This window comes from Hyalangium sp. (assembly GCF_045802625.1).
Lineage (GTDB): Bacteria > Myxococcota > Myxococcia > Myxococcales > Myxococcaceae > Hyalangium.
In genome coordinates this window covers 1-24616 of the sequence record NZ_JBJMQP010000019.1, presented here as the reverse complement: position 1 = coordinate 24616, position 24616 = coordinate 1, and the positions used below count along the sequence as shown (strand labels likewise).

Sequence of the window (24616 nt, the reverse complement as noted above, 5' to 3'; positions counted from 1 at the left end):
GCCTTCATGAGTTTCTCCCTGCCGCAGGCGCTGGTGTTGCTCGTGCCGCTCGGGCTCTTCCTCTGGAAGCGCGGAGCCCGGCCGGGCACTCCCATGCCTCTGCGGTGGGGGTTGCTGGTGCTCGCCGTGGGCGCGCTCGCCGGGCCGGAGCTGGTGCTGCGCCATGCCGGCAGTGATGTGGTCGTGGTGGTGGATCGCTCGCGCTCCATGCCGCTGGACTCCGATCGCGTGGCGCTGGAGCTGGTGAAGCTGCTGGAGGGACAGCGGCGCCCGGGGGATCGGCTGGGCGTCATCTCCTTCGGGCGCGAGGCGCGGGTGGAGCAGCCGCTGAGCGCCGCGGGGACTTTCGGTGGGTTCTCCCGGCCGGTGGATGCGGAGGCCTCGGATCTCTCGGCGGCGCTGGATGCGGCGGGCGGGCTCATTCCTTCGGAGCGCACGGGCCGGGTGCTCGTGGTGTCGGACGGGCGAGCCACGGGCGCCGATGCGCGCGGCGCCGCACGGCGGCTGGCGGCCCGAGGCATCGCCGTGGACTTCCGCCACGTGGCCCGTGAGGAGGTGCCGTTGGATCTCGCCGTCGTCTCGGTGGACGTGCCCTCGTCCGTGACGGCGCGCGAGCCGTTCCAGTTCTCCGCGGTGGTGGTGGCCTCGGGGGCTGTCACCGGCACGGTGCGCCTGGAGCGCAACGGCCAGCTGCTGGTGAAGGGGCCGTATGAGTTCCGCCCCGGCCCCAACGTGCTGCCCTTCCGGGACCTGGTGGAGAAGGAGGGGCTGGCCAGCTACCGCCTCGCGGTGGAGGCGCCTGGGGACGGAGTGGTGGAGAACGACGAGGGCCGCGCGGTGCTGCGCGTGGAGGGCCCGCCGCGCGTGCTGCTCCTCACCCGGCAGCCGAAGGGCACGATGGCGCAGGCCCTGGAGGCGGCGGGGATGCGGCTGGAGGTGCGCGAGCCCTTCCCTGTCTCGCTGGACACGCTGGACGGTGTGGCCGCCGTGGTGCTGGAGAACGTGGACGCCAACTCGCTGGGCGAGCCTGGGTTGAACGCGCTGGCCGCCTACGTGGAGCAAGCCGGCGGTGGGCTGGTGATGACGGGCGGGCGGGACAGCTTTGGCCAGGGTGGCTATCGGCGCTCGCCGCTGGAGCCCGTGCTGCCGGTGTCCCTGGAGCTTCGCGAGGAGCAGCGGCGCACCGCCGTGGCCATGAGCGTGCTGATGGACTGTAGCTGCTCCATGGGCGTCACCGTGCCGGACGGGCGCACCAAGATGGAGGTGGCCGCCGAGGGCGTGGTGGGGGCGCTCACGCTCCTCAACCAGAATGACGAGGCCTCGGTGGACATGATCGACACCGAGAGCCACGAGATCTTCCCCCTGAGCCCGGTGAGCGAGGGGCTCCCGCTGGACAAGGTGGCGCGCGGCTTCAGCGGCGGCGGCGGCATCTACGTGGGCGAGGCGCTGCGCGCGGGCAAGAAGCAGATCCTCCAGAGCGACAAGGCCACGCGGCACGTGCTGCTGTTCTCGGACGCGGCGGACTCCGAGGAGCCGGACGACTACAAGGCGACCATCTCCGCGCTGCGCAGCCAGAACGTGACGGTGTCCGTCATCGGGCTCGGGACGCCGAAGGACTCGGACGCGAAGCTGCTGCAGGAGGTGGCCGCGCTGGGCGGCGGGCGGATCTACTTCGCGCAGGATGCGATGAGCCTGCCGCGCATCTTCAGCCAGGAGACCATCACGGTGGCGCGCTCGGCCTTCGTGGACGTGCCCACCTCGATGGAGGCGGCGCCGGACCTGCCGCTGCTCGGGAAGCTGCCGTCGCAGGGGCTGCCTCAGGCGGGCGGCTACAACCTCACCTACCTCAAGCCGCGAGCGAACGTGGCGCTGCGCACGCTGGATGAGAACGCGGCGCCGCTGCTGGCCATGTGGCCCCGAGGGGCGGGGCGCTCGGTGGCCTTCATGGGCGAAGTGGATGGGCAGTTCTCCGGCGAGCTGCGCCAGTGGAGCGGCCTGCGGGCGGCGCTGGAGAGCATGGTGCGCTGGGCCATGCAGGGCGGAGGCAAGCCAGAGGGTGAGGTGGTGGCGCGAGCGGAGCGGCAGGGCAACCTGCTGCGGGTGACGCTGGATCTGGCGCCCGGCGAGCCGATGCCCACGGCGCTGCCCACGCTGGTGGTGCTGCCGGGAGATGGGAGCTCCGCGCCGGTGGAGCTGCCGATGCGCTGGGAGGACGAGGATCGGCTGGCGGCCGAGTTCACCATCCCGGGACGAGGCACGTGGCACCCGGTGGTGAAGCTGGGCAATCGCGCGGTGCGGGCGCCCCCGGTGGCGCTGCCCTACGCGCCCGAGTTCGAGCCGGGCAGCCCGAAGGAGGGCAGGGAGGTGCTGCTCGCGGTGGCGGCCGTGGGTGGCGGGGTGGAGCGGCTGTCCATGACGGGGCTGTTCGCGGAGGCGCCGGTGTCCGAGGGCCGGGTGGCGCTAGCGCCGTGGCTGGTGGGCTTCGCGGTGCTGGTGCTGCTCGCGGAGGTGGTGGTGCGCCGCTTCTTCTCCACGCCCCGGCTGCGCAAGCCGGCGCCCGCGAAGGTGGCTCGGCCGGTGGAGGCCACGGCTGGCGTGGGTGCGGCGACCGTCGCCGCCGGCACCCAGACGCGGAGCCCGGAGCCACGGCGAGAGACTGCTCCCGCGCAGTCCGGTCCCGAGGAAGGCGAGAAGCCTCCACCGGAGAAGCCCACGGGCAACGTGGACTCGGCGCTCGAGGCCGCTCGCGCCCGCTCTCGCAAGCGCCTGGGCCGCTGAGGCTCTCGTCTACCCGTGTGGGCGCGCGGCCTCCTGCTCGGCCTGGGGCTGCTGGCCCACCGGGAGCTGCAGCACGAAGGTGGCTCCCGTGCCCGGCGTGCTCTCGACGTGGATCGTCCCCCCATGGGACTCGGCGATCTGCCGGGTGAGGAACAGCCCCAGGCCCAGCCCCCCGTACCGGCGGGAGGACACTGCTCGCTCGAAGCGCTCGAAGATGCGCTCCAGGGCCTCCGGCGCGATGCCGATGCCCTCGTCCCTCACCGCGATGCGCACCCATGGCCCCTGCCGCGTGACGAGCACCTCGATGGGATGGCCCATCCCGAACTTCAGCGCGTTCGCCAGCAGGTTGGCCAGCGCCTGCTCGATGCGCCCCCGGTCCCACCACGCCATGAGCCCCATGTCTCCCTTGATTCGCAGCTCGCTGCCCGCTCGCGAGGCCTCCTCCGCGAAGGACTCCACCAGCTGCTCCACCAGTCCATTCACGTCCACCTGCTCCCGGTGGAGCTCCAGCCGGCCCGTGGTGATGCGCCCCACGTCCAGCAGCCGCTCGATGAGCTGGGTCAGCCGGACAATCTGGCGGAACGTCGCGCGGAGCTTCTCCCGCACCTCGTGCGAGGCGCGCTCGCGCTGCAGCAGCGCGTCCAGGCTCCGCATGCGCAGCGTGAGCGCCGTCAGTGGGGTGCGCAGCTCATGGGCGGCGATGGCGATGAACTCGTTGCGGGCCTCGATGGCCTCCTGGGCCTCCATGAAGAGGCGCGCGCTCTCCAGCGCCATGCCGCACCGGTGAGCCAGATCCTCGGCCAGCGCGAGGTCCATGCGTCCCTCGCAGACGGCCCGCTCGTCCTTCATGAACACGAGCGCTCCCCGCACGCTGCCTCGGATCCGGAGCGGCGCCAGCACCACCGTGCTGTCCTCGGTTCTCCAGCGCCGCGAGGTGGTGGGCAGTGGCGGCAGGTGCCCGCGCAGGAGTGCCTCTCGGTCCGCGCTCCACCCCGCCTGTGCCACGCGCTCCAGCAGCCCGCTCTTTGTCTCCAGCCACACCGCGAAGCCCGTGCAGGCCCGCGGCACCATGAGGCGGGCCACCCGTGGCAAGGTCCCGCGGCTCTCCATGGACGCCGCGAGCACCGCGCCGGCCTCCACCAGCAGTTGCTGGAGCTGCTCCGTCCGTCTCCGCTCGGAGGCCACCGCCGCCAATGTCAGCGCCGTCAGGCCGAGCAGCGCCAGGAAGAGCTGGAGGCTGAACTCCTCCTGCTGCGGCGGGGCGCCCAGGGCGCCGAAGGGGCCTTGATGATGCAAGGTGTGCCAGAGCGCCAGCGTCGCCACCACCGCCGAGGTGCTCGCCGCGCCGAGCGGCCCCAGCCTCAGCGCTCCCCACAGCACGAAGGGGAAGCTGGCGTAGGCCAGCGAGGCCCGGATCCCCTCCGGCTCGGGGTGGCCGAAGATGAAGTTGGCCGCCAGCGCCGTCACGGCCAGCGTCACCCCGAGCTCAATGAGGCGGTGGAGCCGCTTGGGCTGGAAGGCCGCGGGAGTCCAGGTCAACAGCAGCGGGGCCACCAGCAGCGTCCCCAGCCCATCACTCAGCCACCAGGCCACCCAATGGGACACGCTGGAGGAAGGGCCCATCCAGAGCATGGCGCCGAGCACGCCCAGCGTGGCGCTGGCGATCGGGCTCGCCACCCCGCCGAAGAGGAACAAGCCGGCCACCTCCCAGCTGCGGGAGAGCCGGACGGAGGTGCCCACGAAGCGGCTGATCAGCCAGGCCCCCACCAGCGTCCGCAGGACGTTGCCCAGGCCCCACAAGGCCGCGGTCCCTACAGGGGCGCCGATGCCATGCATGAGCACCGAGGTGAACTCGGCCAGGAAGACGGCGGCCAGCAGGGCCGGCCAGTCCTGGCGGGGGGAGCGCAGCAAGAAGGCCAGGGAGAGCCCGCCCGGCAGCCAGAGCACGGCGCTGGGGTGGCTCGGGAAGACGAACCGTCCCGAGAGCAGCCCCAGCCCGAAGAATGACCCGCCCAAGAGGAGCGCGCGAAACCCGAGCGTCCCCCAGAGCAAGTCCCTGCGGCGGGCTGTCACGGAAGCTCCCATCCTTGTCTCACCCGAAGGTATGCCTTGGATCAGCATGCTGCCCTGCTGGCGCTCGGGGAGAGAGGCGGCACGAGCGCTCCCGTGACTGGAGGCTCGACGGCCCGGAGTGCTTCTGCTCCGCGCGGAAATGAAAGAGGGGCCCCCACGCGGTCGTGGGAGCCCCTCGGGTTCAGCGGATCAGCCGGGACTCAGTTGCGGAAGCGCAGCAGCAACTCCGCCTGCAGCGGCCGGTTGCGGAAGCTCCCCAGGCCGTAGGTGTTGGTGCCCGTGGGGGCATAGCGGTCGTTCATGCCCGTGATGTCGGTGTTGTTGAGCAGGTTCACCACCAGCAGCGTCAGCTCGAACTTCTGCTTCAGCCCGAACGGCCGGCCCGCGTCGTAGCGCACCTGCGCGTCGATGAGGAACTGATCCGGGTTGCGCAGCTCGGACACAGTGGACGGATCGTTGAAGTCCGGCCGGCCCGTGGCCGAGTTGACGGCGTAGCCCGTGCCGCGAGGCGAGCGGTACAGCGAACCGCCCGGCGCGTTGTTGATGTTCATCCACAGCGGCGTGCCCGTCAGGTAGCGGGCGCGGAAGCCGAAATCGAGGCCGAAGTCCGTCGTGTAGGCGATGGAGCCCTTGATGGTGTGGCGGATGTCGTCCGGGTTGGGGCCCTCCTGGAAGTACTTCATGCGCGGGTTGAAGCCGTACCCGTCGAAGTAGTTGCCCACCGTGCCGTTGGCGAACGCCAGCGTGTAGCTGGCCAGCAGGTCCCACGAGCCCACCTTGCCCTGCGTCCACAGGTCCATGCCCTTGTAGTCACGCCACGCGTCATCCGGCGTGGAGACCTTCACGATGGAGCGCGGGTCGCCGTTCACGTAGCCGAGGATGCGCGTGCCGGACGGATCCCAGAGCTGGTTGATCTCCTCGTCCACCCACATGTTGGAGTACTTGCGATAGGTGAAGTCCACGCCCACCACGGCCTTCTCGGAGACCTCGCGGTGCAGGCCGAAGCTGATCTCGTCCTGGTGCGGCGCCGTGGCCTTGCGGTCGAAGACGCGGCCGGCGGGGCCACCCGCGGTGCTGCAGCCCGGCTCGGTGCCGAAGGGCGTGCAGTCGGGGAAGGTGTTGGTGGTCTTGTTGAACGTGGACGTCACCTGCGTCAGGTCCGAGTTGCCGTGCTGGGCGATGAACACGTCGCCCACGTCCGTGGAGCGCCCGTAGAACGCCGTGAGCATGGTGGTGCGGTCGCCGAACAAGTCATACGTGGCGCCCACGCGAGGCCCGAAGCCCTTCAGGCTGGTGATGAACTGGCCCTGATCCGAGTACAGCCGGCCGGCGTCGAAGCGCAGGCCCGCCGTCACCGTCAGGTTGCGCGTGGCCGTGAAGCGGTCCTGGAGGAACAGGCCCGTCGTCTGCACCGCGGCGTTGGTGGACAGCGAGCCCGGCTCGCCGTTGTCGCCGTAGTAGTCGATGCGCCGGTTGCAGTAGATGAAGGTGGTGGAGTCGGTCGGATCGCACACGCCGCCGCCCGTGTCCTGGTAGCGCTCGTTGCCGCTGACACCCTGGCGCTGCGCGCCCTTCAGGTAGCCCAGCTGCACGCCGGCCTTGAGCTGGTGCTGGTCCAGCTTGAAGGTCAGCATGGGATCGAACTGGAAGCGCCGCTTGACCTCGATCGCGTAGTTGCTCGTGCGGCCGCTGCCCAGCGCGCCCGGGCTGAAGCGCGTGATGCTGCCGTCGTTGTGGGAGACGGCGTCGAGGTCACCGCTCTGTGGGGTGAAGTCCGCGTGCTTGTACGTGGTGCCCGCGGAGATCTGGAACAGCATGTTGTCGCTGATCGTCCGGTCGTAGTTGGTGATGAAGAAGAAGCCGCCGCGATCGATGTTCGACTCCGCGTCCAGCGAGGTGAAGGCGTTGGAGGTGTTGTTGTCGATGCGGTTGTCGTCGTAGTTGAACGCCACCGAGAGGCGATCCTGGCTGGTGGGCTGATAGGTGAGCTTCAGGCGGGCCAGGCGCGTGCGAGTGTCCTTGGGGCGGTTCTCCAGGTCCGCGCCGGGCAGCTGCAGGGGCGTCTCCTGGTGCGACTGGTTCCACTGGCCGGAGGCGTAGAACCAGAGCCGGTCCTTGATGATGGGGCCGCCGAAGGCCACCAGCGGGCTGTAGAAGGTCGTCACCGACTGCGGGCTGTCGTTCTGGGTGAAGTTGCCCACCGCGGTGCTCTGGTTGGAGGCCGACAGCGCCTTGACGTTGCCCCACGAGGGCGAGAGCACCAGCGTCGCGTCATAGGTGTAGTCGTTGGAGCCGCTCTTGGTGACGACGTTCTCGATCATGCCCATGCTGTTGTACTGGGCATCCATGCCGCCGGTGATGACCTCGAAGTTCTCCACGGCGTAGAAGTTGAAGGGCGCGCTGATGCTGCCGTCGGTGACGTCCGTGGTGTCCATGCCGTCCACGTAGCTGCGGCCGTAGCGGGACAGGCCGCCGCGGCTGCTGGGCGCGTTGCCCGGGCCCACTCCCACCGCCAGCTGGGGAATGGCCTGCACCTGGTTGAACACCGGGGTGGCCGAGGCCTTCTCCGCCGTCAACACCTGGATGGTCTGCGCCGAGTCCGGGCTGATGTACGGGTTGATGTGGCCGGCGACGTCGATCGTCTCCTCGCCCGCGTCGAGCAGCGCCAGCTTCATGTCCACCGGGGTGGACTTGCCCAGCAGCACGATGACGCCCGTCTTCTTCAGGGGAGCGAAGCCCTCGGTGTTGATGTCCAGCGTGTACTTGTCGCCCGGGGGCACCAGACTGAACTCGAAGCGGCCGTCCTTGCTGCTCTTGGTGAACTGGGGCTGCTGCAGCGAGGGGCCGGTGAGCTTCACCAGCACGCCGGGGTAGGGCTTGTTCTCCGAGTCATACACGTAGCCGGAGACCCGGCCGTAGTTCTCGCCCGCCGCCAGCGCGGGCAGGGGCAGGACGACGAGCGCCAGCAGCGCCAGCAGCAGCGCCCGGCCACCCAGGGACAGCACGGAGTTGTTCATGGGGCGGATCTCGCAGGAAGAGAGGGAGGAGCTCACGGCGCACCCGTGGTGAGGAAGAGCGTGCCGGTGTACTTGGTGGCCTTGCTCATATCGACGGTGCCCGCGGCGCAGGGCGCGTCGTAGCAGAGGCTCTTGTAGTCAGCGGGCTTGGAGGTGCCCGTGGCGGTGAACTCGCGCAGCTTCACCACCGGGGACCAGCCCACCTCGCCGGGCCGGGCGAAGAGCACCAGCACGTTGTTGGCCGTCACCGAGGAGGCGGTGCCCGTGGCGGGGTTCACCAGCACGCCGTCCATGGTCACCAGGTTGTACTTGGTGGTGCCGGTGGCCGGATCATCCACCCTCTGCACCGGCACCTGGCCCGCGTCCAGGTAGTTGAGCAGCAGGCCCTTGTACCAGCCCAGCGGCGGTGCGTACTCGCTGCCGTCGGCCAGCTGCACCTTGGACGGGGCGATGATGTAGCGCAGGGCGACGACGGGCGTCTCATCCTCCTGCTGGGTGAGGTTGAAGTGGCCCTTGTCCACGCTGGTGGCGCTCTTGATGGCGTTGCAGTCGTACTTGTCCGAGCCGTGCCAGGAGACCACCTTCATCAGCGGGACGACCGCCGGGGCCGTGGCCGAGGTGTTGGCCGCCGGCAGCTTGGTGAAGACCGGGTACTGCTCGTCGAGCGCGTACGCGTCGGTGCGCGGATCATACGCGTGCCCCGCGATGCAGCCGTCCGGGAAGTCGTACGCGGTGGTGGCGATGCTGTCGGTCGTGATGGCCGGGGGCGGCTTGGCCTTGGTGGTGTCGGGGTTGGCGACCAGCCCCAGGTTGTAGACGAGCACCGGGTCGCCATTCACCGTGAGGGTCTGCGGGACGTAGCACTTGCCGCCGCCGCTGCTGCACGTGCCGGCGGGCTGGAACTTCGTGTCCAGTCCACTGGCGTCGATATAGCCCTGGAACGTGTCACTGGTTGGTTCGGAGTCACCACACGACATCGCGCTCAGGGCCACTACGAGCCCGAGCGTCTGCTTCCATGGAATCTGCACGCGGAACCTCTTCGGGAGGGGGTACGAAGATGGGCGCGCGCAACCTGCCATGTGTCCACTGGCGAGCACCAGCCCCACCCAGTACGTAGGTGATACGGATAACTTATGGGGCTGATTCAATAAAAGAATGGAACAGGTTTGACACGGATTCCCTGTTGTGACTGGCGGTGAAAGAGATTTCCGAGGCCCTCCCGCCCCGCAAAAGCGACGGGGCCTGGAGGGTGTCTCCAGGCCCCGCTCGGGACTTCACCGCGGCTTCAGCTCGGGCTGATCAGTTCAGCACGTTCAGCGCGCGGCGGTAGTAGGACTCGCGGACGGACTCGCCGTTGTAGCCGCCGTTGATGCGGTGGGTGATCTCACGGAAGTTGCCCGCGTCCGCCAGCTTGTTCAGGCCGTGCGTGGTCCAGAACCAGGCCGCGGTGCGGAAGCCCACGTCCAGGTCCGCGGCGCGCTTCGGGTTGTTCTCCAGATCAATGCCCAGCGCCTTGCCCGCCGCCCGGTAGTTGTTGCGGCCGGTCAGCTGGATGGGGCCACGGCCCTTGAAGCGCACGCCGTCACCCGGGTGGGTGTTGCCCAGGTCGCGGCGGCCCTCGTACTCGCGGCCCGAGGCCAGCTCCTCGAACCAGCGCAGCTGGCCGCTCTCCTCCGCCAGCTGGGCCAGGAACGCGGACTGGCGCTTGGGCGTGTTGATCTTCGCCTCGGACATCGCCTTGTTCAGGTACGGCAGCACCTGCTTGGCGCGCGCGTCCGAGAGCTGCGGCATGATCTTCTTCAGCTGCGCCACGCTCACCCCGCCCTTCACCGGGCCGGGGGTGGGGCCGTGCACCGAGCCCGTGCTGCCCGTGCTGCCCGTGCCGCCCGTGTGCGCCGGGGCCTTGGCGCCCAGCTTCTCGAGCGCCGCGCGCGTCTTCGGCCCGTAGTAGCCGGTGGCCGGCACGCCGTGCTTCTGCTGGAACTCCTTGAGCGCCGACTCGGTGCGGGGGCCGAAGATGCCCGGGCCCGTGTTCATCTCCTTCTGCGTCAGCGTGCCGGCCTTCACCAGCGCCGACTGCAGCTGCTTCACCGCCGCGCCCTGCGAGCCGCGCTTCAGATCGCCCGCCGGAATCGTCACGCCCTTGAGCGAGGTGGAGGGCGGCTTGGTGGTGCCACCGGTGGGCGGCTTGGTGGTGCCACCGGTGGGCGGCTTGGTGGTGCCGCCGGTGGTGCCCGGGTGCGGGTTGCCGCCGGAGAACGTCACCAGCTCGCCCGTGGTCTTGTAGTTCTTCGGGCCGCCCACCAGCCGGTTGCCCACCTGGCGCAGGGTGATGCCCGTCCCCGTGGCCGGATCATTGGCGTAGTAGACGTTGTGGCCATTCTCGCGGCCGCGGCCGGTGATGGCGATCCAGTGGTCCGTGCCGTTGGCGCCGCCGTTGCTACCGGCGTGGTAGTCCACGCCCACCACCACCGGGCGGCCCGCGTCCACCTGCTTGTTGATGGTGTTCAGGTTCCACGCCTGCTTGCTGGCGCCCAGCCCGCGCGCCCCGGCCGCCGCGCCCCAGATCAGCCCGTTGCCCGAGTAGCCGTGGTGCGTGTCCAGGTACTGATCCAGCTGCCCGGGGTTGATCGTCTTCCCGGAGATCTTGCTGATGGCCATGGAGGTGGCCGTCATCGCGCAGCCAGCCGCCGCGATGCTCGAGCCGGTGCCCAGGCGCCGGCCGCCCCAGGCCGCATCGCCCTGGCGGAAGCGCGGCGTGCCGTCCCGCGACGTGGGGTACTGGCGGCCGGTGCTGTCACGCGCCGGGCCACCGGACGCCGCGGCCGACGAGGAGCCCGAGGAGCCCGAGGAGTGGGACGCCGGCTTGGAGTCGAAGCTGTCGCCCTTGCCGGGCACCGTCAGCTTCTGCCCCGCCATGATGCGGTTGGGGTTGGCGATGTGGTTGGCCTTGGCCAGGGCCGAGACCGAGGTGTTGAAGCGTGCTGCGATGGCGCTCAGGGTGTCGCCGCTGCGGACCGAATAGGTGGACACGAGAATTTCTCTCCGTTTAAGAGTGACGTGCCTTCGTTTTCGGCTGATTCGAGAATCAAGTTGCGTGATCCGGAAACATTTTGATCGATAGGTACGGAGAACCCAGGAAGTTCCGGGTTATTCGCTGAACTGGGCGGCCCCGTCGACGACGGTGCCCCCGTTCACGTCGGGCAGGGTGTCCACGAGCGTCTGCCCGTCCTCGGACGTCACGCGCACCTGCACCGGCCCGGGGGGCATGCCCGCGGGCTCGACGAAGTAGTTGTAGGGCTGCCGCTGGATCTCCACCCAGGCCCCGTTCTTGTTCCACTCCATCTTCTGGATGGGGCGCCGGTGGTTGAGCACCTGGACGGCCACCCAGTACTGGCTGCTGCCCTCCTTGAAGCGGTAGCGCACCGGGCCCTGCACCGGGCAGGTGATGTAGCGCCACTTGACGGCCGTCTTGAGCTGATCCCCCGCTCCCACGGCGTCGAAGACCTGTGGCGTCACGCCGAGCTCCGCTGTCGAGCACCCCGAGCAGCTGTCGACGATGCGCACGTGCACCTTCTTCTGGTTGGGGCCCTGCAGCTCCATGCAGCCGCCGCACATCGCCGCTCCGGCGTACTCGGTGGGGTTCAGCGCGGCCACGAGCAGGTCATCCGGGGTCGCGTCGAAGTTGCAGTTGCCCGAGCCGTCGGACGCGACGCGCGTGGCGGTGATCTGCTTCTGATCCGAGATGGGCTCGACGGGGACCCCCCCGTCCTCGTCCGGGGGGTTGGAGCCGGAGCAGGCCGCCAGCCCCAGCAGGCCGGCCGCGATGAGCACGTGAGGAGAGAGGACGTTCTCGAATCGCATGTGTGAGGACCTCACTGAGAGAGGGAAAGAGGATCATACCCCTCCCCCCGAGGCCGGCGCGCGAGGGGGGCCGCGCACTCCCTGTCGGGCGCTGGACAGGCGCCACGTGCTTCTATTGCAGGGAGAACTGTGCAGCGCCGTCGTAGGTCTGCGAGGCCTTGATGGAGGGCAGGGTGTCCACGAGCGTCTGCCCGTCCGTGGCGGTGATGCGGATCTTCACCGGGCCGGGGCCCATGCCCGCGGGCGCGACGAAGTAGTTGTAGGACTCGCGCTGCACGTCCACCCAGCTGCCGCTCTTGTTCCACTCCAGCTTTTGGATGGGCAGCCGGTGGTTGCGCACCTGGATGGCGACCCAGTCCGCGGAGCTGCCCTCCTTGATGCGGTAGCGCACCGGGCCTTGCACCGCGCAGCTCACCAGGCGCCACTGCGTCTGCACGCGGCCTGCGTCCACGGGGGAGATCTTCGCGAAGGCCTCCTTGCTGAGATCCAGGTGGCCGGCCGGGCACTCGGGGCAGCTGTCGACGATGCGCACGGTGACGGTGCCCTGCGGCCCGTCCACCTCGGCGCACGCGCCGCACATGGCGCTGTTGGCGTACTGCGGCATGTCGATGGCCGCCACGTCCATGTCATTGGGGCTGGCGTCGTAGCTGCAGTTGCCCGCGCCGGTGGCGTTGTACCAGGTGGCGATTCCGTTCTGGAACTCGCCCAGCACGCGGATGTCTCCGGTCACCTCTCCCGGAGAGGAGGAAGAGCACGCCGCCAGCGCCAGCACCCACGCCGCGCCGAGGTTCCGAAGAGAGCAGAGAGGAGAGGCTCGCATGATCAGGCTCCTTGACCAGCCATGTCCGCGCTGGCGGGGGCCGAGCGTATCAGTAGTCCTTGCTCCAGATCAGATCCAAGCCCCCCGAGCGAGCGTCGCCGTAGTTGGCCTCGAGGCTCCACTGGGGAGTGAACTGGTACTCGAAGCGGACGGCGTTGGCGTTCTCGCGGGTCTGGGTGGAGGTGGAGGAGGTGGCAGCCGAGCCCACGCGGCCGGTGTAGCCCACGTAGATCTTGTCCGTGAGGTACTTGCCCACCTCGAGCTTGGTGCCGGCCAGGCCGCTCTCTCCCGCCTCGATGGAGAACACATCCAGCGGCAGTTGGGCGGACAGCGCCTTCTTCGCCTGCGAGGCCACCAGCGAGCCCAGCATCGAGGCCGCCTGGGCGCCGCCCGTCTGCGACGCGCCGGAGTTGCGCTCCAGCGTCCGGCGGCCGGTGGCCAGCAGCGTGTAGATCTCCGTCTCGGACATCGGCGGCTCGCTGGTGGGCTCGATGGTGAAGTCCTTTCCCTGGCCGCGGATGTGGATGTAGACGGTGACGTGCTCGCGCTCGTTCACGTGCTGGGCGGTGATGTTCAGGTAGGGCGCCAGGGGCGGGCCGCTGAAGGTGACCTGGCTGTCCTTCTGCACGTCGAAGCGGCGCCCCAGCGCATCCACCCGGCCGCGCTGCACGTTCACCTGGCCGAAGAGGGTGGCGTGGTCCGTGTAGGAGATCTCGAAGCCCGGTGAGAGCCCCAGCTCGATGTTCACGTCCGAGCCGCGGATCCACAGGTTGCGAGGCGCGTTCACCAGCACCCGGTAGGTGCGCTGCACCTCTTCGGGCGTGTCCTCTACCTCCACCGCGTCCTGCGCGGGCTGCCGCGTGTTCCCCGCGCCTCCCGTGCCTCCCACGCTGCCGGAGCCGCCGGGGGCGCCCGGGCGGGCGCGCGGGGTGTTCTGGGCCATGGAGTTGTCGCTGGCCTGGCCGCTGGCGGGCGGACCCTTGCCCGGGGCGTTGTTCGTCGCCTTGCGGCGGTGCTTGTCCACCGGCACCCCGTTGCGCACCAGGACGATGTCCTCGGCCTTGGCGAGCGGCTGTAGATCCTTGCGCGCCACCTCGGGCAGCTCGATGTGGGCCTCGGGGATGGTGAGGTTGCGGATGTTGACGGCCTCGGCGGTCAGGCTCCCCTCGAACGTGGCGCGCAGCGTGGTGGCGGCCACGAGCTGATCCTCCGAGATGATGGGGAAGTCCTTGAGCTCGCTCTGGCCGGTGAGCTCATAGGCGCCGCTCTTGGCCAGCACCGCGTCCGCGGTGGCGCGCAGCTCGCCCGCGCCGCCACGCGCGAACAGTTGCTGCAGGTGGATGCGCTCGTGCGTCACGTCGAGCGCGACCTGGATGTCGTGGTACTCGCCGAAGCCCATCAGCCCCAGTTTGCCGTTCTTCCAGTTCACCGTGCCCTTGAGCGTGGGCGCGCCCAGGGTGCCGGCCACGGCCGCGTCCGCCTCGAGCACGCCGCCCAGGCTGCGCACCATCTCGGTGGCGCCGGAGAGGAAGGCCATGTCGAACTGCCGGGCCTTCACCGTCACTGCTAGCGGCACCTTCTTGGTCTCCAGCCCCTGCTGCATGGCGGGCAGGGAGAGATCCAGCGGGACGCCGGCGCGGACCAGCAGCGTGCCTCCCGAGGGCGCGGCGACGGTCAGGTCCAGATCCGAGCGCGCGTTCGCGTAGGCGTAGTGGACGTGCCCCTGGCCGAGCGCGAGCTTGCCCACGCCGAGCTGCTGCAGGCCCACGTCGAGCACGGCCTTGGGCGCGGCCGGCGTGCCCGTGGCGGAGAGATCCACGGAGATGATGCCCTGCAGCCCCTGCTCGCGCAGCCCGGGGTCCGTCTGCGACAGGGCCAGCAGCTCCTTGAGGGCCGTGGGGTGCAGGCGGGCCTTGAAGTCGAAGGGCACCTGGCCGATGACGTCCGGATCCTGGATGGCGCCCAGCGGCGCCTTGAGCAGGGCGGTCAGCTCGGCCAGCGGCGCGGTCTGGTTGCCTTCATGCCGGAGCGTGGTCAGCTCCGCGCGGATGTCCTCGCCTCCGCCCGTCACCAGCAGGTGGGCATCCAGCGGCGGCAGCCCGTTGGCGGTGGCGCTGTTGGCCTGCACGTCCAGCCGGGCCTGGGGCACCATCACCGAGCCGTTCAGGGCGAACTTCATCGAGACGGTGCCGTTGGCCTTGTCGAGGTGGGCCAGGCCGCCCACCAGGGAGAGCGGCAGCTCGTCCAGGCCTCCCTCCACACTCACCTGGGCGCGCATCGCCTCGTTCGCGGTGGGCGGCTTGATCAGCACCTGCCCCAGCGTGAAGGGCGTGTTCAGCGAGACATAGGCCTTCTTGCCCAGGCCCTCCAGGTCCAGGCGCGCGCCCAGCGCTCCGTCCTTCTCGTCGGATTTGGCGCTCAGCGTGAAGGAGAGCGGCTCCATCACGACGCTGGGCGGCTTGCCGTCGTATTTGATGCCCTCGCCTCGCAGGGTGAAGGACAGGCGCGGATCCTGCGCGGGCCCCTTCACCTCCAAGAGGCCGGAGAGCTGCCCGCTCACGGGCTCCGGGCGGCCCAGCATCTTCCGCGCGTCCTCGATGCTCAGCCGGGAGAGGTTCACCCGCAGGTTCAGCTCGTCCCGGCGGTGGCGCAGCACGCCCTGCACCGGCACGTCGAAGTCCGCGGCCACGTCGGCGGCCGGCACGCTCGCGGTGAGGGTGCCGGTGGCCCGGTCCTTCACGTAGGTGCCCTTCAACGTGGCGTTGATGTCCGAGTACTCCCGGAACTGGACGTTGGCCACCGTGAGCGAGAAGTCCGCGTCCGGGCGCGGCAGCTTCCCGCGAGCGCTCACCCGCGCCGAGACCGTGCCGCCCAGCTTCAGCGACTCGGGGACGAGGGACCGGGGCAGCTTGGTGAGATCCACCGCGTCCGCCTCCACGTGCCCGTCCACATGCTCGCCCTCCTTCACCAGCGTGAGGGCCAGGCGCTGCTTGTCTGAGATGAGCGTGAGGGTGGGCTTCACCTCCAGCCGGCCTCCGCCGAAGCCAAGGTGCGTGGGGCTCTGCAACTTCCAGGTGGCCTCGGGCCAGCCCAGCGTCATCGTCTGCACCGCGAGGCCCTGCTGGTCCTCGTCCACGAGGCCCGCCAGCGTCAGGCCCAGCACCACGTCCCCCGAGCTGCTCACGGTGGCCTTGAGCGCCCGGCCCTGCGTGGTGATGGCGGCCGAGAGGTTCTGGAAGGTATGGCCGCCCGTGCGCAGCTCGCCCACCACCAGCGAGGCGTCCACGGTGAGCGGCTTGGTCACATCCGGCAGCGTGGCCTTGAGGTTGAGATCCTTGAGCTGGTTGTCCTGGTAGGCCAGCGAGGAGAAGCTGCCCGAGAGGCTCACCCCCGGCGTGCGCAGGGGCCCCTCCACCTGGAAGTCCAGCGCGCCACTGCCGGCCAGCGGCAGCGCCGGGCCCGGGGTCAGCCGGCCCACCGTCTGTCCGAGCACCGCGAGATCCGACGCGCTCAGGCTACCCTTCATCAGGAAGTGGTCCACCGTGCCTTTGCCCTGCGCGTCCACCGACGCGCCCGGGATCAGCACCCGCAGCCGAGACAGGTTGTAGAAGCCATCCTTCGCGCTCGCGTGCAGCTCCATGGGGCCGATGGGCTGCCCGCGGTACTTGGACGGAGAGACAGAGAGGTTCACGTCTCCGTCGAGCGTCTCCAGGCTCTTGCCCCCGCCGTGCGCGGTGAGGTTGGCGACGATGTTGGTGGGCGCCGTGCCCTCCACCAGCTCCGCGAGGTTGATGTCCTTGGCGCGCAGGGTGACGCCATCGGTGCGCATCGTGGCGGCGTTGAACGAGCCGTCCAGGTTCACCGTGGCGCTGCCGGCCTTCACGGTCAGGCTGGCGCGGGCGAGGTCTCCCTGCTTCTGGCCGTTGCCCGCCACGTTGACGGGCACCAGCAGCGGGTAGCTCGGCACGAAGGCGCGTGCCGTCTCCGGCGCCACGGACAGGTGCTGGAGCTCCATCCACAGCTCGTTCATGCCCCGCATGCCGCCGCGGGCCTTCAGCTCGAGCCCGGCCACCGTGAGGCTCACGTCCGTGGAGAGGTTCTGCTCCTCGCCCTGGCCCCGGAGCGTCAGCTTCACAGGGCCGGAGACCGGGCGCGACAGGCCGCCGCTGGCATCCAGCCGCACGTCGAAGGCCTGCTTCGCCGCGCCATAGCTGGCCGTCCCGTTGGCGTTGAAGTCCTCCAGCCGCACCTGCCGGGTGCCCTGATCCGTGTCACCCGTGAAGTCGACGTAGCCCTCCTGCAGCTTGAAGTCGTCCACCGCGAGCTGGAGCGAGCCCCGGCCCGTGTCCGGCTCCGGAGGCTTGGGGTTCTTCGGCGCCACCGCCCGCGAGAGGTTCAGGCCGCGCTCGTCCTGCACCAGATAGAGGCGCGGGCGCTCGAGCCGCACGGATGTCAGCTCCACCCGCTTGCCCACCAGCGGAGCCAGGGCGATGCGCGCGTCCACCAGCGCCACCTCGGCCACCAGGTCCCCTTCCGGGGTGTAGAGCTTCACTTCTCGCAGGGTGAGCCCGTTGAGGCTCAAGTCCACCGAGCCCGCCTCCAGCTTCCCGGACAGCTGCTCGTTGGCGATGGGCAGGGCCTTGCCGAGCACATACCTCTCGCCCGCCGCCGAGGTGAGCCAGGCCAGCACCCCGGCCACCCCCAGCAGCACCAGGGCCACCAGGCCCAGCACGCCCCAGACAATGCGCCGCACCCAGCGCCGCCAGGGCGCGTGCCGGGGCGCGGAGGGCGGGCGTGGGGCTGCGGGAGAGACTTCCGTCAAAACGCTTCTCCAATCGACAGTTGGAAGGTGCAGAGCCCTTCCGGGGCTCCCGCGTACAACGTCTTCTTGCCTCCCAGGCCGAAGCAGGTTCCAGAGCGAGGATAGGTGTATCCCACGCCTTGTACTGGCAAGGGGGGGCCGATGTTCAACCGCCGGGCAATGTCTACTCGGATGGGGCCCACCACGGTGAGGTAGCGCAACCCCAGGCCCAGCGCGTGGTACAGCCCGTCCCTCAAGGGGTTCACATCCAGTGAGCCGGCCCCCACGAAGCCCGTGTCCCAGAAGCTGGCCAGCGCCAGGCTCTGGGTCAGGCGGTAGCGCGCCTCCAGGGTAGACTCGAAGAGGCTGTTGCCGCCCACGGGCACCGTGCCGGCCGCCGGGTCGGTCGGATCAATGGGCGCCTGCGGAGACAGGCGCTGGTAGTTGAAGCCGCGCATGGAGTTGCCACCGCCGGAGAAGAAGCGGTTGACGATGGAGCTCTGCTTCAGGCCCGTCGCCTTGTTGCGGAAGGGCACCAGCGAGCCCGCGCGCACCTTGCCCGCCAGCGTGAACTGCTGATCCAGGCCGAAGGACTGGTAGTAGCGCAGGTCCGGCTGCAGGCGGACGTAGGTGAAGTCCCCGAGCAGCAGCGAGCCGCCGCCCTGCACCGAGAGCGCCATGTAGTAGCCGGCCCGCGGCTCGTTCTTGTCGTCCCGCCTGTCCCACGTGACGGTGGTCTCCAGGTAGCTGAGCCGGATGTTGCACGGCGCCGTCCTGGAGGTGGTGTTGCTGCAGCCCAGGGTGATCAGCGGCACGCCCTGCTGGCGGTCGCTGGGGCCCACCTGCCCGGAGAGCTGGTACACCTCCAGGTTGTAGGCGGGGAAGATGGACAGGTCCGGGTGCGGCTGCCAGATGACGCCGGTGCGCAGCCGCCCGCCGATGAACGAGTACGCCTGCTCCAGGCCCTTCTCCGCCGAGAGCGAGGCCTGCAGGCGCAAGTCCCGGAAGAGGAAGCGCGGCTGCTCGAACTCGTTGGTGAGGTTGAAGATGAGGCCGTGCTTGTCGCTCGAGTAGATGGAGGGCAGGAAGGCGTAGCCCAGGCGCCCCTTCACCGTGAGCCTTCGCAGCCCGCCGAAGATGTTGCGGTTGGTCCACTCGCCCAGCACCCGGCCTTCCTGGCGCGCGGCGTCCACGCCCAGGCCTCCGCCCAGCCGCACCGAGCGCAGCGGCGCCTCGCGCACGTCCACCACCACCGGCACCGTGGCGGCCTCCTTGTCCGGGGCGCCGCGGTTGACCTTCACCGCGCCGAACACCCCCATGGCGAACACGCGCGCCTGGGCCTCGGCCAGCGCCGACTCGCTGTACCACTCGCCCTTGACCACCGAGCCCTGCGCCTGCTCGATGATGCGCTTGGGCGCCACCTGCGGGTTGGCGTCCGTGGCGACGAAGATGTTGCCGAACTTGTAGCGCGGCCCCGGCTGCACCTGGATGTCCACCGTGGCCAGGTGTGTGGCCACGTCCACCCGCACCTCGCCGCCCACCTCGGCCTCCGCGTACCCCAGCTCGCGCAGCCGCCCCTGGATGAGCTCCTTCACGCCCTCCCAGTTGCGCTCCTCGAAGATGTCGCCTGCCTCCAGGGGCAGCTCCAGCGTGGCGCGGTGCTGGTGCTCCTGCGGCAGCGCCTCCATGCCGGACACCACCACGTTGCCAATCTTGGTGGGCGGCCCCTCTCGCACCTGGGCGATCAGCTCCACCTTGTCCTTGCCCTCGGGCTTCACCGTGTCCGAGACGACCTGGGCCTGGTAGTAGCCCCGCGCCTGGTAGTAGCGCTCGATGCGCCGCAGATCCGCTTGCCACGCGTTGGGATCAAAGTAGGAGGGCCCCTTGTCGAACGGCCAGAGCGGCTCCCACCACGGCGTGTCCGTGGTGAGGATCTTCGACTTGATGTCCTTCTCGCGTACCTGATCCGTGCCTTCGATCTTGAGGTCCTTCACCTCGAGGGCGTCAGGCCGGGGCTTGGGGGCGGCGCACGCGCAGGCGAGCGCCAGGGACAGGAGGGCGAGCGTGCGGAGGCGGTGTCGGAAGAGGGCTACGTCCACGGGACGTGTTCATATCCATTCGTCCACGGCTTGACCCGTTCCCCGTGCTCTGGGGGCGTGGCTGTGTCGTGTTTCACGACTCAGGGCCTGTGCGGAAGGGCGGATCCCTGACACTTGGCGCTATCGGACGTGCATGCAGGCCGGGCTTGGGCCAGAGTGTCCGGGTATGAATTGGCGAATGAGCGGGTTGCTTGGCGCGGCGCTGGCAATGGCGCTCTCCTGCGGGCCGGGCCGGGATGACTCGGTGCGGCTCAAGGAGGGCCAGAACCTGGACGATGTGGCCGAGTGCCCCGTCCTGTTCTGCCCCGGAGAGACGGGCTTTCCAGAGACCGAGACGGAGTTCTGTGGGGAGATGCACTTCGACTATGGCTGGTCGCCGCCGCTGTGCTTGCCCACCGGCAGGGGCGTGGACCGGGAGACGCAGCAGCCCATCCCGTCCATCTTCGACCGGATCGAGTGCGTGGGCACGCACAAGCGGCCCGTCCGGTTCGACGGCGCCCCCATCCAGGTGTACTGCATCGACGATCAGTAGCTCCCGGCTTCAGCGGCGCGCGGAGGCGGTGAGCCACGCCAGCCGCTGGGCGGCATCGCGCGACTGCGCATCCTCCAGCAGCGACTCCACGTTCTGGGTGATGCGGTAGGCCCAGTTGCTGTCGCTCATGGTGCCCGGCAGGTTGATGCGCTCGCGCGTGCCGAGGATGTCCTGCCAGGGCAGCACGCACAGGTTGCTGCTGGAGTTGAGCGCGGCGGCCAGCATGGCCCGGTGCACCTCGGGGGTGAAGGCCTTGCTCACCGTGACGCCCTGGAACTCGGGCCAGGCCTTGGCCACGGCGGCGCGCTCCTCGTCCTTGGCCGCCTCCCACCAGTCCGCCATGGGCTCGGTGTCGTGCGTGCCCGTGGTGGCCAGCGAGATGGCCGGGTACTCGTGCGGGTTGCGGTACACCGCGTCGTCCCGCTCCCAGCGCATCACCCGGTAGCCCGGCAGCCCCAGGGTGGCGAGGATCTTGCGCACGAACGGGGGGATGACGCCCAGGTCCTCGGCGATGATGCCCGCGTCCTTCGACAGCAGGCGGAAGTGCCGCTCGCCCAGCCGCTTGTGGCTCTCCTCGTCCGGGGGGATGAAGCGCCCGGTGGGCGTCTTCTCGTCGCGGATCCACTGGCGGAAGTAGCCCACCGCGTGATCCACCCGGCGCAAGTCGTAGTAGCTGGCCGCCTTGGCGGCGCGGTGCTTGAGCCAGCGGTAGTCTTCCTTCTCCATGGCCGCGAAGTCGAAGTAGGGCAGGCCCCAGTCCTGGCCCGTGGCGGAGAAGTCATCCGGCGGCACGCCCAGCCGCGCGTCCCGGCGCAGGATGTCCGGGTGCGCCCACGTGTCCGAGCTGTCCTGGCCGATGATGAAGGGCTCGTCTCCGCACAGGAGGATGCCGCGCGCCTTGGCCTGCTCGCGCGCCTGGTTCCACTGCTGCTCGGCTACCCACTGCAGCCACGCGTGGTAGTGCACCCGCCGCTCCAGCCGCTGCCCCTCGGCCTTCAGCGCCTCCGGCTTGCGGGTGTGCAGCGGCTCGGGCCACTCCCACCACGCCCGGCGCTGCTGATCCTCGGAGATGGCCGCGAACAGGGCGTAGCTCTCCAGCCACTCGCCCTGGGCCTCGCGCCAGGCCTGGAACTGCTGGGCGCGCGCCGTCTTGGGCGCCCACTCGTGATCCTCGAAGTGATCAAACGCCCGGGCGAACGCCGCGTCCGTGAGCGGAAACACCAGGTCATACCGGATGCGGGGCGCCGCGCGGGCCTCGGCCAGCTGGCGCTTCTGCTCGTCCGAGAAGGCCGCCTCGCCGCCGGTGGCCTGGAACTCGGGCACCTGGTGCGGATCAATGAAGAGCGGGTTGAGGCCGAAGGCCGAGCGCGTGGCGTAAGGGCTGGAGTCCCCGGGCGCCGTGGGCAGCAGCGGCAGCACCATGAGGATCTTCTGGCGCGCCTCCGTCATCCAACGGAAGAGGCCTTCCATGCCGCCAAAGTTGCCGATGCCGAAGTCCGTGCGGGAACGCAGCGAAAAGACTGGAAGAAGAAGACCGGAGAGCCGGCCGGTAGGGAGCATGCGCGCAATCTGCCCCAGCCCATGGCGCCTGTGAACTGTTTGCCGCGCCCGGACGCTTGGATGCCCGCTCTGGGATGACGGCGGCGTTGACGGCCGTTGTACCGCAGGACAATTGTCCCTACCCCCGTGAAGCTGCCCGAGTCCTTCTACGCGCGCCCCGCGCTCACCGTCGCCCGAGAGCTGCTCGGCGCCCACCTGGTTTGTGAGGAGGGGGGCCTTCGCCGCGTGGGCCGCATCGTCGAGACGGAGGCCTATATCGGCGAGCACGACCTGGCGTGCCATGCCGCCAAGGGGCTCACCCCTCGCACCGAGGTGATGTTCGGGCCACCGGGGCGGGCCTACGTCTATCTGATCTACGGCATGCACCACTGCTTCAACGTGGTGACGGAGGCGCCCGGGGTGGCCGCGGCGGTGCTGGTGCGCGCGGTGGAGCCCGTGGAGGGCCTGGCCCCGGAGGCGCGCACGGACGGGCCGGGGCGCCTGTGCCGCTCCCTGGGCATCACCCTGGCGCATAACCGTTTGGATCTCCAAACATCCCCGCTGTACCTGACGGCCGGGCAGGCGGTGGCCGAGGAGCGGGTGGCCCGGGGGCCGCGCATTGGGGTGGACTACGCGGGGCCGTGGGCGGACGAGCCCTTCCGGTTGTGGGTGAAGGACAGTCGCCATGTGAGCAAGGGGCCTGCCAAGAGGCCCCGTCGTCCTTGACGGGAGCCGCCGCGGCTGGAAGGGTGGGCCCGTCCATGTCCGAACAGCTCGCCCCACCGCCCGAAGAACGGCAGCAAGAGGATCGGCGGCTGCTGTTGCTCGCGCAGACGGGGGACATGGGCGCCTTCGAGCAGCTCGTCGAGGCCCACCGCGACAAGGTGTTCGGCCTGGCGCTGCGGATGACGCGCTCGGAGGCGGACGCGGCGGAGATCGCGCAGGAGACGTTCCTGTCCGCCTACCAGCACCTGAAGGATTTCCGCGGGGATGCGGCGTTCGGCTCGTGGGTACACCGCATCGCGGCAAACCACGCGCTCATGCGGCTGCGCCACCGCCGGGTGGTGCAGGCGGCCGAGGATGAGCTCAAGGGCCCCGAGTTCACCGAGCGAGGCTCCCTGGCGGAATACCCCGAGCGCGACTGGAGCCGGGACGCCGAGGAGAAGGCCCTGGACGCGGAGCTGGGGCAGGCCATCCAGCAGGCGACAGATCGGCTGCCCGAGGGCTACCGCGAGGTCTTTCTCTTGAAAGACGTGGAGGGCCTCAGTTACGAACAGATCTCCGAGCTGACAGGGGACTCTGTGCCGGCCATCAAGAGCCGGCTGCATCGGGCGAGGCTTGCCCTGAGGGAGGCCATTGATCAGTTCTACAACCAGGGCACCGCGGCGAAGTGAAACGCTGAAGGGCCCTGGGCATCTTCCGGAGTGAGGCAGCGATTCGAGGAAGGCCGCGGTCGAGGTTCGGATGTATACCTGCAAAGACTCAATCAACCTCCTGATGGACTTCCTCGACGGCGAGCTGACGCCGGAGGATGCGCAACACCTGCGCGAGCACCTGCAGGGCTGCGCGCCCTGCGTGGACTTCCTGCGCACGTACCGGGCCACGCCGGGGCTGTGCAAGAAGGCGCTGGCCCACCGCATGCCGCAGGAGATGTCCGCGAAGCTGACCGAGTTCCTCCGCTCGAAGATCAAGTCCGCGTCGTGAACCTGAAACAACTGTCGCTCCCGGAGCTGGAGCAGGCCCTGGCGCCGCTGGCGCCCACCCCCACCGCGATCCGTAAGGTGTTCGCCGCCGTCTTCGCGCATGGCGCGGGCTCGGTGGAAGAGGTGTGCCAGGCGCCCCAGGTGCCCAAGAGGGTGGCCGAGCACCTGCGCGCCCACGCCGAGCTGCCGCGCCTCGAGGTGGTGGAGCGGCGGCAGGCGGAGGACGGCTTCGTGAAGTACCTGTTCGCCTCGCCCCTGGGAGGCCGGGTGGAGGCGGTGCGGATTCCCATCTTCGACGAGAAGTACATCATCTGCGTGTCCAGCCAGGTGGGCTGCGCGCTGGCGTGCGACTTCTGCATGACGGGGAAGCTGGGGTTCCAGCGCAACCTGCGCACGTGGGAGATTCTGGATCAGGTGCTCCAGGTGCGCGCCGAGGCGGACCGGCCCGTGCGCGGCGTGGTGTTCATGGGCATGGGCGAGCCGCTGATCAACTACGCGGAGACGATTCGCGCGGCGCAGATTCTGTCGCACCCGGCGGGGTTTTCGATCTCGGGCACGTCGATTACCTTCTCGACGGCGGGGATGGTGCCGCAGATCCGGCGCTACACGCGCGAGGGGCACCCGTACCGGCTGGCGTTCTCGGTGACGAGCGCCATCGCGGAGAAGCGGTTGAAGGTGCTGCCGATTGAGAAGGCGCACCCGCTGCCGGAGCTGGTGGAGGCGATCCGCGAGTACACGCAGGTGCGGCGCGAGCGGGCGATGATTGCGTACGTGGCCATCTCGGGGTTCAACCTGGGGCTGGAGGACGCGCTGGCGCTGAAGGAGACGTTCGAGGGGATTCCCATCAAGGTGGATCTGATCGACGTGACGGATCCGACGGGGAAGTACCAGCCGCCCACGGCCGAGGAACTGAAGGCGTTCCGGGACCACCTGCAGGTGCTGAAGGCGCCGATTGCGCGGCGCTACTCGGGTGGGAAGGACATTGGGGCGGCGTGCGGCACGCTGGAGGCCAGCCAGTACGGTGGGAAGGTGCTGCGGCCCCCGGTGGCGGCGGGGGTGGAGTAGGCAGTTCTGCTGGCGAATGCAGGACTGGATAAGCGCTAGAATCGTCAGGTGTTGTCAGACGACTGTCCAGCGCTGCATGTGAGGGGGGGAATATGAGCAAGGTTTACATCAATGGGCGATCCGTCGTGCACAAAGGCGACGGACAGACCAACGTCTGTGGAACGCCGGATGTCTGTAAGACCCCCTCGCCCGGCGGCCCAATACCAGTGCCATACGTCAACGTCGCTCAGGATGGAGACCTGGCCAGCGGCAGCCGCTCTGTCAGCATAGAAGGCAATCCCATAGCCCTTGAAGACTCATACCTCAGTACTAAGCCAGGGAAGGT

General features: G+C 69.5%; 16 protein-coding genes. 7 read left to right on the top strand and 9 right to left on the bottom strand.

Annotated features, from left to right (window positions below):
* Positions 1–6: 6 nt before the first annotated feature.
* Positions 7–2778 (top strand): VWA domain-containing protein, encoded by a 2772-nt coding sequence (locus tag ACJ8AT_RS03430; RefSeq protein ID WP_407736091.1) that lies wholly within the window; start codon positions 7–9, stop codon positions 2776–2778.
* Between the two features lie 9 nt (positions 2779–2787).
* Here ACJ8AT_RS03430 and ACJ8AT_RS03425 read toward each other — a convergent pair whose 3' ends face one another.
* From ACJ8AT_RS03425 to ACJ8AT_RS03390, 8 genes are all read right to left on the bottom strand, one after another.
* Positions 2788–4794 (bottom strand): MASE1 domain-containing protein, encoded by a 2007-nt coding sequence (locus tag ACJ8AT_RS03425; RefSeq protein WP_407736090.1) that lies wholly within the window; start codon positions 4792–4794, stop codon positions 2788–2790.
* A 257-nt stretch (positions 4795–5051) separates the two neighbouring features.
* A complete protein-coding gene (locus tag ACJ8AT_RS03420; RefSeq protein ID WP_407736089.1) occupies positions 5052–7868 on the bottom strand; it encodes a carboxypeptidase regulatory-like domain-containing protein in 2817 nt (938 codons plus the stop codon).
* 32 nt (positions 7869–7900) lie between these two features.
* Positions 7901–8896 (bottom strand): hypothetical protein, encoded by a 996-nt coding sequence (locus ACJ8AT_RS03415; protein WP_407736088.1) that lies wholly within the window; start codon positions 8894–8896, stop codon positions 7901–7903.
* 271 nt (positions 8897–9167) lie between these two features.
* A complete protein-coding gene (locus ACJ8AT_RS03410) occupies positions 9168–10901 on the bottom strand; it encodes a LysM peptidoglycan-binding domain-containing protein (RefSeq protein WP_407736087.1) in 1734 nt (577 codons plus the stop codon).
* A gap of 117 nt (positions 10902–11018) precedes the next feature.
* Complete coding sequence (locus ACJ8AT_RS03405) at positions 11019–11732, bottom strand: expansin EXLX1 family cellulose-binding protein (RefSeq protein WP_407736086.1); 714 nt, start codon at positions 11730–11732, stop codon at positions 11019–11021.
* A gap of 112 nt (positions 11733–11844) precedes the next feature.
* A complete protein-coding gene (locus ACJ8AT_RS03400; protein WP_407736085.1) occupies positions 11845–12552 on the bottom strand; it encodes an expansin EXLX1 family cellulose-binding protein in 708 nt (235 codons plus the stop codon).
* Positions 12553–12601: 49 nt separating this feature from the next.
* Positions 12602–17374 carry a translocation/assembly module TamB domain-containing protein gene (locus tag ACJ8AT_RS03395; RefSeq protein ID WP_407736084.1) on the bottom strand — a complete coding sequence of 1591 codons (4773 nt, stop codon included), beginning with the start codon at positions 17372–17374 and terminating at the stop codon, positions 12602–12604.
* Positions 17371–19452, bottom strand: coding sequence for a BamA/TamA family outer membrane protein (locus ACJ8AT_RS03390; RefSeq protein WP_407736083.1), 2082 nt, complete (start codon positions 19450–19452; stop codon positions 17371–17373). Before ACJ8AT_RS03390 ends, ACJ8AT_RS03395 begins: the two co-directional genes overlap by 4 nt.
* A 178-nt stretch (positions 19453–19630) precedes the next feature.
* On the opposite strand from ACJ8AT_RS03390, the gene ACJ8AT_RS03385 reads away from it, so the two are divergent.
* A complete protein-coding gene (locus ACJ8AT_RS03385) occupies positions 19631–19984 on the top strand; it encodes a hypothetical protein (protein WP_407736082.1) in 354 nt (117 codons plus the stop codon).
* Between the two features lie 9 nt (positions 19985–19993).
* On the opposite strand, the gene ACJ8AT_RS03380 is transcribed toward ACJ8AT_RS03385, so the two are convergent.
* Positions 19994–21544 (bottom strand): 4-alpha-glucanotransferase, encoded by a 1551-nt coding sequence (locus ACJ8AT_RS03380; protein WP_407736081.1) that lies wholly within the window; start codon positions 21542–21544, stop codon positions 19994–19996.
* A gap of 126 nt (positions 21545–21670) precedes the next feature.
* Between ACJ8AT_RS03380 and ACJ8AT_RS03375 the strand changes: the two genes are divergently transcribed.
* The 5 genes from ACJ8AT_RS03375 to ACJ8AT_RS03355 form a co-directional block, all read left to right on the top strand.
* The gene (locus ACJ8AT_RS03375) at positions 21671–22249 is read left to right on the top strand and encodes a DNA-3-methyladenine glycosylase (protein WP_407736080.1); all 579 of its coding nucleotides are present in this window, start codon (positions 21671–21673) and stop codon (positions 22247–22249) included.
* Between the two features lie 35 nt (positions 22250–22284).
* Positions 22285–22917: an RNA polymerase sigma factor gene (locus ACJ8AT_RS03370; RefSeq protein ID WP_407736079.1), complete on the top strand. Its 633-nt coding sequence runs from the start codon at positions 22285–22287 to the stop codon at positions 22915–22917.
* Positions 22918–22987: 70 nt separating this feature from the next.
* Positions 22988–23227: an anti-sigma factor family protein gene (locus ACJ8AT_RS03365; RefSeq protein ID WP_407736078.1), complete on the top strand. Its 240-nt coding sequence runs from the start codon at positions 22988–22990 to the stop codon at positions 23225–23227.
* Positions 23224–24291: a radical SAM protein gene (locus ACJ8AT_RS03360; RefSeq protein ID WP_407736077.1), complete on the top strand. Its 1068-nt coding sequence runs from the start codon at positions 23224–23226 to the stop codon at positions 24289–24291. The genes ACJ8AT_RS03365 and ACJ8AT_RS03360 overlap by 4 nt, the downstream gene beginning before the upstream one ends.
* A 92-nt stretch (positions 24292–24383) precedes the next feature.
* Positions 24384–24616 (top strand): PAAR-like domain-containing protein (locus tag ACJ8AT_RS03355; protein WP_407736076.1); only part of this gene is annotated, 233 nt, incomplete at its 3' end.

Coding starts and splice junctions, on each gene's coding strand:
- ACJ8AT_RS03430 (WP_407736091.1), top strand. CDS start 7: ATGAGTTTCTCCCTGCCGCAGGCGCTGGTGTTGCTCGTGCCGCTCGGG.
- ACJ8AT_RS03420 (WP_407736089.1), bottom strand. CDS start 7,868: ATGAACAACTCCGTGCTGTCCCTGGGTGGCCGGGCGCTGCTGCTGGCG.
- ACJ8AT_RS03405 (WP_407736086.1), bottom strand. CDS start 11,732: ATGCGATTCGAGAACGTCCTCTCTCCTCACGTGCTCATCGCGGCCGGC.
- ACJ8AT_RS03400 (WP_407736085.1), bottom strand. CDS start 12,552: ATGCGAGCCTCTCCTCTCTGCTCTCTTCGGAACCTCGGCGCGGCGTGG.
- ACJ8AT_RS03385 (WP_407736082.1), top strand. CDS start 19,631: ATGAGCGGGTTGCTTGGCGCGGCGCTGGCAATGGCGCTCTCCTGCGGG.
- ACJ8AT_RS03380 (WP_407736081.1), bottom strand. CDS start 21,544: ATGCTCCCTACCGGCCGGCTCTCCGGTCTTCTTCTTCCAGTCTTTTCG.
- ACJ8AT_RS03370 (WP_407736079.1), top strand. CDS start 22,285: ATGTCCGAACAGCTCGCCCCACCGCCCGAAGAACGGCAGCAAGAGGAT.
- ACJ8AT_RS03365 (WP_407736078.1), top strand. CDS start 22,988: ATGTATACCTGCAAAGACTCAATCAACCTCCTGATGGACTTCCTCGAC.